Source organism: Mesonia algae (assembly GCF_003253545.1).
In the GTDB taxonomy this organism is placed as follows: Bacteria; Bacteroidota; Bacteroidia; order Flavobacteriales; family Flavobacteriaceae; genus Mesonia; species Mesonia algae.
The window spans coordinates 93224-105287 of the sequence record NZ_QKYV01000008.1 but is presented as its reverse complement, the minus strand read 5'-3'; the positions used below and the strand labels follow the sequence as shown (position 1 = coordinate 105287).

At 32.9% G+C, this 12064-nt stretch carries 13 protein-coding genes and 1 rRNA gene; 9 read left to right on the top strand and 5 right to left on the bottom strand.

What is annotated here, in order from left to right:
• Positions 1-188 precede the first annotated feature (188 nt).
• From rrf to LX95_RS13185, 3 genes are all read left to right on the top strand, one after another.
• Positions 189-297: ribosomal RNA gene (rrf, locus tag LX95_RS13195) — 5S ribosomal RNA — on the top strand.
• 155 nt (positions 298-452) lie between these two features.
• Entirely contained in the window at positions 453-1592 is a 1140-nt protein-coding gene (locus tag LX95_RS13190) for a DegT/DnrJ/EryC1/StrS family aminotransferase (RefSeq protein WP_111541932.1), read from the top strand.
• 1 nt (position 1593) lies between these two features.
• Positions 1594-2145 carry a nitroreductase family protein gene (locus LX95_RS13185; RefSeq protein WP_111541931.1) on the top strand — a complete coding sequence of 184 codons (552 nt, stop codon included), beginning with the start codon at positions 1594-1596 and terminating at the stop codon, positions 2143-2145.
• 11 nt (positions 2146-2156) lie between these two features.
• On the opposite strand, the gene LX95_RS13180 is transcribed toward LX95_RS13185, so the two are convergent.
• On the bottom strand, positions 2157-2930 hold the full coding sequence (locus tag LX95_RS13180; protein ID WP_111541930.1) for a 2-keto-4-pentenoate hydratase: 774 nt from the start codon (positions 2928-2930) through the stop codon (positions 2157-2159).
• Between the two features lies 1 nt (position 2931).
• The gene (locus LX95_RS13175) at positions 2932-3435 is read right to left on the bottom strand and encodes a DUF456 domain-containing protein (protein ID WP_111541929.1); all 504 of its coding nucleotides are present in this window, start codon (positions 3433-3435) and stop codon (positions 2932-2934) included.
• Between the two features lie 134 nt (positions 3436-3569).
• On the opposite strand from LX95_RS13175, the gene LX95_RS13170 reads away from it, so the two are divergent.
• From LX95_RS13170 to LX95_RS13155, 4 genes are read left to right on the top strand one after another with little or no spacing between them, the layout of a single operon-like run.
• On the top strand, positions 3570-3929 hold the full coding sequence (locus LX95_RS13170; RefSeq protein WP_111541928.1) for a BlaI/MecI/CopY family transcriptional regulator: 360 nt from the start codon (positions 3570-3572) through the stop codon (positions 3927-3929).
• Between the two features lies 1 nt (position 3930).
• The gene (locus LX95_RS13165) at positions 3931-5565 is read left to right on the top strand and encodes a M56 family metallopeptidase (protein ID WP_111541927.1); all 1635 of its coding nucleotides are present in this window, start codon (positions 3931-3933) and stop codon (positions 5563-5565) included.
• Positions 5566-6723, top strand: a complete 1158-nt coding sequence (locus LX95_RS13160) for a tetratricopeptide repeat protein (RefSeq protein WP_111541926.1) — start codon at positions 5566-5568, stop codon at positions 6721-6723.
• 52 nt (positions 6724-6775) lie between these two features.
• On the top strand, positions 6776-7252 hold the full coding sequence (locus LX95_RS13155; RefSeq protein WP_211307659.1) for a hypothetical protein: 477 nt from the start codon (positions 6776-6778) through the stop codon (positions 7250-7252).
• Between the two features lie 4 nt (positions 7253-7256).
• Here the strand turns inward: LX95_RS13155 and LX95_RS13150 are convergent, their stop codons facing one another.
• Together LX95_RS13150 and LX95_RS13145 are read right to left on the bottom strand one after the other, a co-directional pair.
• On the bottom strand, positions 7257-8138 hold the full coding sequence (locus tag LX95_RS13150; RefSeq protein WP_111541924.1) for a hypothetical protein: 882 nt from the start codon (positions 8136-8138) through the stop codon (positions 7257-7259).
• Between the two features lie 60 nt (positions 8139-8198).
• Positions 8199-9350: a glycosyltransferase gene (locus tag LX95_RS13145; RefSeq protein WP_146240793.1), complete on the bottom strand. Its 1152-nt coding sequence runs from the start codon at positions 9348-9350 to the stop codon at positions 8199-8201.
• Positions 9351-9440: 90 nt separating this feature from the next.
• On the opposite strand from LX95_RS13145, the gene ruvC reads away from it, so the two are divergent.
• Positions 9441-9998, top strand: coding sequence for a crossover junction endodeoxyribonuclease RuvC (gene ruvC / locus LX95_RS13140; protein ID WP_111541922.1), 558 nt, complete (start codon positions 9441-9443; stop codon positions 9996-9998).
• An 81-nt stretch (positions 9999-10079) separates the two neighbouring features.
• Complete coding sequence (locus LX95_RS13135) at positions 10080-10634, top strand: ferritin (protein WP_111541921.1); 555 nt, start codon at positions 10080-10082, stop codon at positions 10632-10634.
• A gap of 147 nt (positions 10635-10781) precedes the next feature.
• On the opposite strand, the gene LX95_RS13130 is transcribed toward LX95_RS13135, so the two are convergent.
• Positions 10782-12050 (bottom strand): chloride channel protein, encoded by a 1269-nt coding sequence (locus LX95_RS13130; RefSeq protein WP_111541920.1) that lies wholly within the window; start codon positions 12048-12050, stop codon positions 10782-10784.
• Positions 12051-12064 lie beyond the last annotated feature (14 nt).

The window sequence follows — 12064 nt, the reverse complement described above, 5'->3', positions numbered from 1 at the left end:
AAAGGCAGTAATGTCATAGCCAAGTAGTACTAATAACCCGTATAGCTTATGTACTCTTCCCCCGGGCAACCGGGGGAGGTGAAATCCTATTGCTATGTATATTTACCCTCAAAGTATTATTTATTTTTTCAATATGTTAACTTATTAGATGGTTGTTTTTTTTAATAGAAGAACAGTTATCACCGATTTAAGGTGGTTATGGCAACGGGGCTCACCTCTTCCCATTCCGAACAGAGAAGTTAAGCCCGTTAGCGCAGATGGTACTGCTAATTGTGGGAGAGTATGTCGCCGCCTTTTTTACTTACCAAATGGTAAGTTTATAAACCCTTCACTTGATACAAGTGGAGGGTTTTTTTTTACTCTTTTTTTAAAAGTAAATTAAATCTTATTCTTATGATTTATTCTAAAAGAAATAGAATAAATTTACTCTTCAGATCTATAATACTTCAGTAATGAATTTATCTAAAATTTGGTTGTCTTCTCCGCATATGGGCGGAAACGAAATTAAATATATTAATACCGCTTTTGATGAAAATTGGATTGCGCCTCTAGGCCCTAATGTAAATGGTTTTGAACAGGATTTAAAAGATTTTATAGGAAATGGTAAAGAAGTAGCGGCATTAAGTAGTGGAACTGCAGCAATTCATTTAGCATTAATTCAATTAGGTGTTGGTTTAGGAGATGAAGTAGTCTGCCAATCTTTTACGTTTTCCGCTTCAGCTAATCCAATTACTTATCAAGGAGCGAAACCCGTATTTATTGATAGTGAAAAACAAACCTGGAATATGTGTCCTATTGCTTTAAAAAAGGCGATAGAGACTAGAATTGAACTAGGAAAAAAACCAAAAGCTATTATTGTAGTTCACTTGTATGGAATGCCTGCTTTAATGGATGATATTATGGAACTTTCCACACAGTATGATATTCCAGTAATTGAAGATGCTGCAGAAGCGTTGGGATCTACATATAAAAATCAAAAATGTGGAACTTTCTCCAACTTTGGTATTTTATCTTTTAATGGAAATAAAATAATTACCACAAGTGGAGGAGGAGCATTGGTTTGTTCTTCCGAGGAAACAAAGAAAAAAGCTGTGTTTTATGCCACTCAGTCTAGAGATGACGCTCCTCACTATCAACATAGTCATATTGGTTATAATTATAGGTTAAGTAATATTTCAGCGGGAATTGGTAGAGGGCAAATGGAAGTTCTTGAAGAGCACATTGCATTACGTAGAAAAATGCATTTCTTTTATAAAGATCTATTTGCTTCAATTGAAGGAATTCAAGTTTTCGAAGAACCCAATGCTGATTTCTATTCGAATCATTGGTTAAGTGCTATTAAGGTAAATCCAGAATTGACAAATGGAATTACTCGAGAAGATTTAAGGTTGGCTTTTGAAAAAGAAAATATAGAATGTAGGCCTTTATGGAAACCTATGCATATGCAACCCATTTTTAAAGATTCCCCTTATTATGGAGGAAATGTAGCTGAATCTTTATTTAATGAAGGCTTATGTTTGCCTTCTGGATCGAATTTGACTGATGAAGATCGAAATAGAATTTCTAATGTAATTAAAAAGATATTTAATTAGGATGATTTTAAAAACTATAAAGGAAAGAAGATCTGTTTTTCCTGCACAATATACTTCTGATAAAGTAACAAAAGAACAAATAAATCAGCTGTTAGAAGCTGCCAATTGGGCTCCGAGTCATCGAAAAACTGAACCATGGCGATTCTATGTCATAACTGATGATAAACTAAGGGAGTTAGGTGATTTTTTAGCAAAGGCTTACAAAGAAAGTGCCGAGGCATTTTCTGAGTTTAAATATGAAAAAATTAAATCTAAACCAGCTCAAGCAAGTCACGTGATCGTGATTTGTATGCATCGAGATGAAAAAGAAAGAGTTCCTGAATGGGAAGAAATAGCCGCAACCGCCATGGCGGTTCAAAATATGTGGTTAATGACAACTGAACTAGGTTTAGGCGGGTACTGGAGTTCACCATCCTTAATAGAACAGATGCCTAAATTTCTTCCTATGAAAAAAGAAGAAAAGTGTTTAGGCTTTTTTTATGTAGGAAATTTTGAGGGACAAATTTCAAAAGGAAATCGTCAACCTATAGATGATAAAGTAACTTGGTTATAAAATTTATTGATTTAATCCACTAGAAAATCAATATTTCCCAAGCCTTCAATGCTTGCTTTAACCTTATCGGAAGGGTTTAGGTTTACCATGGGTCCCAATGCTCCAGAAAGGATAATTTCTCCTTTTTTAAGTGGATTGCCTAAATCATTCATTTTATTAGCTAACCAAACTACCGAATTTAAGGGATTGCCCATGCAAGAAGTCCCATCTCCTTCAGATACCAATTGATCGTTCACAAAGAGCTGCATTTTATTATTTTCTAAATCAATCTCTTGAACGTTAGCTTTTTTTGTTCCTAATATAAAATGACTCGAAGAGGCGTTATCTGCAATGGTATCGGTTATCTTAATGTTCCAATCTTTAATCCTACTCCCTACAATTTCTATGGCAGACGTGATGTAATCTGTCGCCAAAATCACATCTTCAATAGTGATATTTTTGCCTTTTAAATCTTCCTTTAAAATAAAAGCAATTTCAGCTTCAGCTTTGGGTTGCATCAATTCCGCGAAAGCGAGATTTTCACCTTGTTGAAATTGCATATGCTGAAGCAAAACTCCAAAATCGGGTTGATCTACTCCTAACTGTTCTTGTACTTTAAAAGAAGTAAGTCCAATTTTTTTACCAATCTCAATTCCGCCTTTAGCTATTTTCTGATCTACATTTATTTTTTGAATTTTATAGGCAGACTCCAAATCGAGTTCTTTTAAATGGCTACGAATGGGATCGCAAGCTTTTTGAGTAATTTCGGCTTGTAATAAAATGGCTGCAATTTCCTGATGTGTCATATTAAAAAAAGGATTGGAAGTTTTTAATGAAAATTGTAATAAATATCCCCAAATATACGCAGGCAGTAAAGAAACTGACAAAGGTAGAGGCTAAAAATCCTAAAAAAGATCCTGTAGCTGCTCGAAGTGCTTTTTGAGTATTGCTTTGTTTATTAAAGATAATTTCGCCTAGAAATGCACCTAGAAACGGACCAATAAGAAAACCGAATGGTATAGGAGCGAGGATACCAACAATAAGCCCCACAGTGGTGCCGATTGCTGCGGCTTTACTTCCTCCAAATCTTTTGGTTCCTGCAGCAGGAATGACATAATCTAAGACGATGATTAAAATAGCAATTATAAAAGTTATCGTTAACAAGACATAATTAATTTCTACTACAGAGGTAAGGTAGATCATCAAAATACCTAACCAACTTAATGAAATACCGGGTAAAGCAGGAAGAAAAGTTCCTACGATTCCTACTACACATAAAATAAACCCAAGAAGAAGTAAAATTAAATCCATGATTAAATTATCAACTAAGAAATTAGTTTAAACTAAAAATTTAGTTATATTTGAATATTCATTATAATTTGAATGAATCAGAAAGGTATATTTTTTACTGAATTAAAAATAACTTTTTAAGAAAAAACTGCTATATGAAAGAATTGACCAAGGCTGAAGAAGAGGTAATGCAACAACTATGGAAATTAGAAGAAGCGAATGTGGCATCTATTATAGAGGAGATGCCAAAACCAAAACCCGCTTATAACACAGTTTCTACGATTGTAAGAATTTTAGAAAGTAAAGGTTTTGTGGGGTATAAAAAAGTAGGGAGAGGGCATCATTATTTTCCGTTGGTTAAAAAAGATAGTTACAGCAAATTTTCTATGACCAAGCTTATGAATAATTATTTTGATGGCTCTATGAAGAGTATGCTTTCCTTTTTTGTAAAGAAAAATGATATGAGCACCGCAGAACTGGAGGAGATTTTAAAAGAAATTAATAAAAAACAATAAGATGGGATTATATATAGTACAATTCAGTTTATTCTTAGCGGTCTTTTATGTGGCTTACCTATTGTTTTTAAAAAAGGAAACTTTTTTTGACTACAATCGCCTCTATTTACTATTAACGCCGTGTTTAGCCTTGCTGTTGCCATTCATAACCTTAGATTTTTTAAGACCAAAAGACTCAACAGGGACAGCATATATTAATTTACCACCCGTTTTATTAGGTGATTTTGCGGTCGCAGCCGAAGAAACTCAAGCCGTGACCCATAATTTAGAAGGGATTAATTGGACCCAAATATTATGGCAAAATGGTTTTTTAATTCTTTACGGAATTGGTTTTAGCATCGCTTTCTTACTTCTGATAAAAAAATGGAATCAGTTTAGAAAATTTAAGCAAAGTGGAATCCTAAAACAACAAGACGGTATTTTTTATAGCGAAATAAAAAACAGCAGAATTGCCTGTACCTTCTACAATCAAATATTTATAGGTAGTGAGATTAAGGAAAAAGAAAGACAACATATTTTGCAGCACGAATGGGTTCACGTAACGCAAAATCATAGTCTTGATTTATTGTTTTTTGAAATTTTAAAACTCTTGTTTTGGTTTCATCCTGCGGTATTTGCTTACCAAAAACAAATAACAAGTCTGCATGAATTTATAGCCGACGAACACGTTACCCAGAATACATCAAAAATTAATTACTACCAAAGTCTACTTAATGTAGCTTTTGGGACTCATCAAATATCATTCATCAATCAATTTTTTAATCATTCATTAATCAAAAAACGAATCGTTATGTTACAAAAATCAAAATCAGCTGCGCAAGCAAAGCTAAAGTATTTAATTATTTTGCCTCTAATTGCAGCCATGCTCACTTATGTGTCATGTACAGAAAATAAAGAAACTGTAGAAACCAATCAATCGGAGCTTCCAGACCCACCGCCGCCGCCAGCTCCTCCAGCTAATTTATCTCAAGAAGATGCTCAGTTAGTAAATGAGCTTCAGGAAGAGTTAGTGAGAATGAAAAATGATGGTAAGACTACTAAAGAAATAGCTAAAGAGTTTTATGATGTTAATATTCATAAAAGCACACCTTCACGGGAAAATTATTATAGGAGTATGCTTTATATGAAATATACTTATCAGGATTATAATAATAGTGTTGATAGTGATAAAAAAATTGAAGATTTTGAAATTATACCATATGATGAGTATTTGGAATTTAGAAAGTATACCAAAAATGCACTTCTTCCACCACCACCTCCGCCAGCAACTCATGAAGAAGGTGTTCCTTTTTCAGCTATAGAAACGGTACCTACTTATCCTGGTTGTGATGAAGAATCTAATAATACAATAAGAAAACAATGTTTTAGTGATAAAATAAAAGATTTTGTAAATAATAATTTTGATGTTGGTTTAGGGAAAAAACTTGGTTTGACTGGAGAAAATAGGGTTTATGTACGATTTGTTATTGCCAAGGATGGTAGTATAAAAGATGTACAGGCGAGAGCTCCGCATCCAAAATTACAAGAAGAAGCAGAGCGTGTAGTAAATAGTCTACCAAAAATGCAACCAGGAATACAAAACAGTCAACCAGTCAATGTTTTATATAGTTTGCCCATTATTTTTAAAATTGACTAGATGTTAAGAATATTGAGTTTAATTATTTTGATAGGAATTTTTCAGCGGGTCGAAGCACAAACTTCGACCCTTGCTTTAGCCGATAGTTTATATAGCGTGGGCGATTTTCAAAAAGCGATTCAAGTCTATGAGGCGCAAGAAAATATTTTGGCCAGTGTATATCAAAAAATAGCCTCGGCTCAAAACGCTAGGGGGAATTTAAATGCAGCACTTGTAGCTTATCAACAAGCGATTCAGCAAAATTCTAATTTAGTGGTTGCAAAAGCTAATTATGGTAAATTGTTGAGGCGGACTTTTCAGTATCAAAAAGCAGATAGTGTTTACACGGATTTAATTCAGCAATATCCTCAAAATCCAGATTTTTATTATCAATTGGGATTAATAAAACAAAATTTAAAAGATTCTGAGGCTTATCTATATTTTGAAAAAAGTTTAAAATACGATGTTTCTCATCAGCATGCTTTGTATCAATTAGCCTCTTATTATTACAGTCAAAAAAACTTCAAAAAAGCCGAAGAACTTACGCTAAGAGGGCTAGAGAATAATCCTAGGAATATAAAAATGCAATTGCTTTCAGCTCTAAATGCCTATACCCAGCGTAATTATTCTTCCGCTTTAAAGCATTATGAAAAAATTATTAGTTTGGGATATACATCTGAAAATGTATTTGAAAAACTAGGTATGTGTTATTACCAAGAGGGTTTTGTTAATCCTGCCATTGGTGCTTATTTGAATGCTTTAAAATTGAATTCAGAAAACGCTTCAGCTCATTTATATGTGGGAAAGTTATATTTGCATAGAGAGAATTTAGCCAAAGCAGAGAAACATTTACTTATGGCTTTGTTGTTAAGTAAACCCAAACTAGATGAATCTTACCAATCTTTAGGTTTAACTTATAAGGGTAAAGAGGATTATAAAAAAGCTATTTATTACTTTAATTTAGCTTTAGAGGAAGAACCCAATAAAATGAGAAGTCAGTTTGAGTTGGCGATAGCAGCCGATAATTATTATGCCGATTTAAATACACGCCTTTCTTATTATGAATTATTTGTAAAGAAATTTAAGAACCATAGTGGAGCTCAATCCTTTGTAGAATTAGCAAATAGAAGAATTAAAGATTTAAAAGAAGAACAACATCTATCTAAAAAAGTAGATTAAGAATTTTAACATCTATTCTTTGTTTTTTAGCTGATTTACTTACATTTACCCTATGTATAAGATTACGTGGGTATTTTTATTTTTTTCTCTTTTAGGTTGCCAACAAATGGAAACTAAGAAGGTTTTTTCTGATGAAATTGCAGCAGAAGAACTAAAGCACATCAATTGGAATGATGTGGAAACTTATCCTAGTTTTCCTGAATGTGAAAAGTGTGACGAAAAAGCAAAACAAAAACGTTGTTTTGAGCAAAGACTTACTCAAATCATTTATGAAAATTTAGAAACTCATCAAGTTGTTTTACAAGATAATCTTCATGAAAAGGTAATGGTGGTGATAGGAGTTTCAGCTAAAGGAGAGGTAAAAATAGCCTCTTTGAAAGCTTCTGAACATTTAAAGGCACAATTACCAGAATTTGAGAGTTGGTTAGAAAAAGCAGTAACCAATTTACCTAAAACTTATCCCGCTCAAAAACGAGGAATTCCTGTAAATACAAGTTTTCAATTGCCGTTAACTATTCAGTCTGAGTAAAAAATTACATTTTAAACTTATACCCTAAAGTAAAATCTATAGGGAATTCTCCATTAGTATCTTCAGCAAGAGAAACCACATCGTTATAACTAAAGGTTAAAAAACCGTGGGGAGTAATTTTATACGCGACTCCAGCTCCAAAACTTATAGGGAAATTAAGTTCACTATCTTTCCTATTAATTTCTTCGTTATTCAAAGGGTTTTCAGTGTCTATGATAATATAGTTTTCATTGTAAAAATTAAGATTGATAAATTCCGTGTCAACGTAAAAATGAAAATCACTTAAATTAATAATTTTAAAACGGTAATTAAGAGAAATCTGCGCTTCTGAATATTTATATTCTTCCGATTCAAAAACATATCTAAACTGTACAAAAGCTGAATGTCTTTTTAAAGTTTCATCACTGTAAATTTCCCATTCTGCACCAAGAAGAGGAGCTGTTTCATTTCCGGGATTTGCGGTATATACTAAATTGGTAATCCCGCCAAAGAAGCCCAAACGTGAGTTGACACTAATTTGTTTTCTAGGGTCCTCAAAATCGTCGTCCTTTAATGTATTGTATGTAATAATGAACTCTTGTAAACTCGATAACGTAAGATTTACACGCTGTGTAGAGATATTTTCATCATTGGTAAAGGTTTGTAAGGTAGTTTTATATTGCTCTGCATATTTCCCATTTTCCTTTGTATTGATAAGCTCTTCTAAATTCTCATTTCTAGAAATGAAATAACGATACTCGCCATCAATAATATTATACAATAAATCGAGCTCTCCATCTACCGTTTTTATAAGTGAATATTCTTTTCCTTGGTAAGAATAATTTTCTTGAGCGTTCGATAAATTAAATAAAAATAAAGCTATTAAAAGAGTAAAAAATGGTTTCATATTGGGTAGTGTGTTTCTCAAATTTAGTAATAATTAGCTAAGTTAAGTTAGAATCATCTATTATTTTTTAAATGTTCTTTCTTTCCAAGAATAGCTTTTAAACAATGATAAAATAGCTGTTGCAGCGATAAATATAGGATAGATAAAAGAAACGTAGAGGTAATCTTTTTTTAAAATAGATAATTTAAATAAGTCCGCCACTTTTATTAAAACAACAAAATCGATAATCATTTTGATGAATAAATATTCAAAAAAGAATAACAAATAGGCCGACTTAAAAATGCAAAGGATTCCCATTATTACCAAGCCCGCATTAGCTAAAAAGATGACAACACCTATGCTTTTACTGTAAACGCTTTTAGAAGCTGTAGTTTTGGAAGCCCAGCGCAGTCGCTGTAAAAATAATGCTTTCCAGCTTTTTGTAGCGTGGGTAAACACCATCGCTTCCGCGGAAGCGACATATTGAATATTTTTTTTGTTTTCAATCATTTTTTCTAGCAAAAAAATATCATCTCCACTTGCTATATGGTGGTTTCCGGCAAAAGCATTTACATTAAAAAAAGTATCTTTTTTATAACATAAATTGGCTCCATTGCACAAAAAAGGATGACGCTGTCCAAACCCGCCCAAGGTCGCGGCTTGTAAACTTAGAAAGTCTAAGCGTTGAAAATAATTAAGAAAGTTTTTAGTAGAAAAATAACTTACGGGACCGGCTATGAAATCGGCTTGGTTTTCTTTTATTTTATTGTTGAATCCTTGTAACCATTTTGGCGAAACTTCACAATCGGCATCGGTGGTAATTATATATTCTTTAGTACTTAATTTTATAGCTTGTAATAATGCTTCTTTTTTTGGTGAAGTACTGTGAGGATTTTGAGCGTGAATAATTTGAGCATTTACATAAGGATGTACTTCTAAAAAGCTTTTGCAAATCGCTACGGAAGCATCTGAAGAGAAATCATTCACTAAAATAATTTCATATAGATGTGTGGGATAATCTATATTTTTTAAGGAATAGAGTAAATTCTCTACGTATAACTCTTCATTTCTAAACGGAATGCAAATACTAAAACTAGAAGTAGCAGTAAGAGATTTAACTCTACTAAATTGTAGTTTTTTTATGCCTAAAAAAAGCCAAACCATAATAGAGATGTAAGCCAATAAAATGATAAGGACAATAATTAACATAGTGATGCAATAAATGTATGTCAAAAATAGGGTTTAAATACACAATACAAAGAAGTACTAAAAACAATTGTTTAGCTTTGTTAGAAGTTAACATAATTAATTAGGAGAGAGACATTGAGTTTAAAAACAGAAAAAATTATTTTAGGAATAGATCCAGGAACCACCATTATGGGATTCGGACTTATAAAAGTGGTAGGTAAACAAATGGAGTTTTTACAGCTTAATGAGCTCATGCTAAAAAAATACGATGACCATTACGTTAAACTGAAGCTTATTTTTGAGCGAACCATCGAGCTAATAGATACTTACTATCCCGATGAAATCGCGATTGAAGCTCCTTTCTTCGGGAAAAATGTGCAGTCGATGCTAAAACTAGGAAGAGCGCAAGGTGTAGCTATGGCTGCAGGATTAAGCAGAGATATTCCTGTAACCGAATATTCTCCTAAAAAAATAAAAATGGCTATAACAGGGAGCGGAAATGCTAGTAAAGAACAGGTTGCTAGAATGCTTCAAAGTACATTAAAACTAAAATCTTTACCTAAAAATTTAGATTCTACAGATGGTTTAGCTGCAGCAGTTTGTCACTTTTACAATCAAGGTAGAGTAGAAGTGGGAAAGAGCTATACGGGTTGGGAAGCCTTTGTAAAACAAAACCCTAAAAAGGTAAAATAAGATCAATTTTTCTTTGTTAAAAGTTTTTGAAGAGCAAGTCTTAAGGAGTTATGTTTTTATAAATTAGTAAAAAACTAAATAATGGAAACGAACAGACTATCAAAGAAAATAGAAAATATTCTAAATAAACAGTTAGAAAAAGAGGCGAATGCTTCTCAGGTTTACTTAGCGTATGGAGCTTGGGCAGATAGCGAAGGTTATGGCGGAGTAGCTAATTTCTTATTTAGACACTCTCAAGAAGAACGCGATCATATGACTAAAGTAATGGGATATATTATGGAACGTGGTGGCAGACCAAAAATTGGAGCAGTAAAAGCACCATCAGAAGATCCTAAAAATATTCAAGACTGTTTTGAAAAGATTTTTCAGCACGAAATTGATAATACCAATGCTATTTATGAAATTGTTTCACTAGCTCAAGAGGAAAAAGATTGGGCCACTTGGAATTTTGGTCAGTGGTTTGTAAAAGAACAAATTGAGGAAGAAGCTATGGTGTTAGAAATTATGGATCAGTTGAAAATTGCAGGCGGAACTAAAGCAACTTCAGAATCATTATATTATTTCGATTCAAAAATTGGAGAAAAGGAGGATGAAGTAGAACTTGCAAGAGACTCAAATAGCAACAATCCTTTATAAGTTGAGAAAAAGATTCTAGATTGGATTAAAAAATAAAATGATTTCGCTTTAAGCGGAATTAAATTTACCCTAATAAAAAACCGATTAGTTTTTGTACTAATCGGTTTTTTATTCCGCGAAAGCTTTAATTATATATCGTCTAAAAAATTATTTAGCTTTCATTTGAGAACTTATAAATGGAATTCTTGGAGCTAAAAAATACCCTGTAAGGCTAGCAAATAAAATAGGGACTAGATAATCAAAGCCAGTTAAAGTTGCTAATAAAATTGTAGTACTCATCGGTGTTCGGGTTACACATGAGTTAATAGCTGCCATACAGCTTATAATGGTAAGTGCTAAATTAATGTTTGGAAAAAAATGATGCAGAATTAGACCTAGAGTAGCACCTACAAAAAATAATGGGATAATAAATCCTCCACGCCAACCCGACGTTACCGTTACCGAAATAGCTAGAATTTTAAAAATTAAAATAGCTATTAGAAAGTAAAGAGTTGAGTCCCTAAAAATAAGCTCATTAATTTCATGATGTCCAAAATATCTGGTAAGCGGAAAATAATAAGCAATGACTCCTAGAATAATTCCGCCTAAAAGTGTTTTTATATAAATAGGCGAATTAATTTTTTTAAAAAGTTGCTTTAAAGATCTAGTACATATGATAAACAACCAACCAACGCAGGCGGCAAAACACGCAAAGAGGATAGCATATCCAAAGTCAAATAAATTGCTCATTTCATAGATAGGTAAATCCCAAATGGGACCAAGACCCAAATGTACAATCAACGCAAAAATGATATAGCTAAAGCAACTTGCAACAAAAGCTGGAATGATAGCTCTATAATATTCTACAGCGTGTTTATAATGTAAAATTTCTAACGAGAATAAGCTTCCTCCCAAGGGTGCTCCAAATAAAGCGGTAAAACCAGATGCCATCCCTGCAATGCTAAGAGAGCGTAATTCTTCGCCCTTTAATCGGCATATTTTACCTAACCAAGAACCAGTAGAACCGGTAACTTGTACCAAAGGAGCTTCGGGTCCTAAACTCCCGCCAGACGCAACGCAAAGCAAGGAAGATAATACCATCGAAGGATTGTTTTTGGGGTTCAATTTGCCCTTATTAAAACGAATGTTGTTTACAATAAGGTCAATTTCTCCAGGGTCACCTATAAAATGAATAATTGTACCTGCGAGCAATCCACTAAAAGCCATGACGGGAATCACTAACCAACCTTCAAAAAATGTTATTTGATGGATGAGAAACTCTAAAATAATCCAATAAATACCGGCAGAAAGTCCTCCAATAATACCTACAAGAGCCCACAATAAAAACATTCTATTAAATAAAAAAGGCCTAAATTTAATGGGTCTATCTAAAATATTGAGATAGGTAACTAGTCTTTTTTTGCTTTTTATTTTCACGGTGGACTCTTTTA

Coding starts and splice junctions, on each gene's coding strand:
- LX95_RS13190 (WP_111541932.1), top strand. CDS start 453: ATGAATTTATCTAAAATTTGGTTGTCTTCTCCGCATATGGGCGGAAAC.
- LX95_RS13185 (WP_111541931.1), top strand. CDS start 1,594: ATGATTTTAAAAACTATAAAGGAAAGAAGATCTGTTTTTCCTGCACAA.
- LX95_RS13180 (WP_111541930.1), bottom strand. CDS start 2,930: ATGACACATCAGGAAATTGCAGCCATTTTATTACAAGCCGAAATTACT.
- LX95_RS13175 (WP_111541929.1), bottom strand. CDS start 3,435: ATGGATTTAATTTTACTTCTTCTTGGGTTTATTTTATGTGTAGTAGGA.
- LX95_RS13170 (WP_111541928.1), top strand. CDS start 3,570: ATGAAAGAATTGACCAAGGCTGAAGAAGAGGTAATGCAACAACTATGG.
- LX95_RS13165 (WP_111541927.1), top strand. CDS start 3,931: ATGGGATTATATATAGTACAATTCAGTTTATTCTTAGCGGTCTTTTAT.
- LX95_RS13160 (WP_111541926.1), top strand. CDS start 5,566: ATGTTAAGAATATTGAGTTTAATTATTTTGATAGGAATTTTTCAGCGG.
- LX95_RS13155 (WP_211307659.1), top strand. CDS start 6,776: ATGTATAAGATTACGTGGGTATTTTTATTTTTTTCTCTTTTAGGTTGC.
- LX95_RS13150 (WP_111541924.1), bottom strand. CDS start 8,138: ATGAAACCATTTTTTACTCTTTTAATAGCTTTATTTTTATTTAATTTA.
- LX95_RS13135 (WP_111541921.1), top strand. CDS start 10,080: ATGGAAACGAACAGACTATCAAAGAAAATAGAAAATATTCTAAATAAA.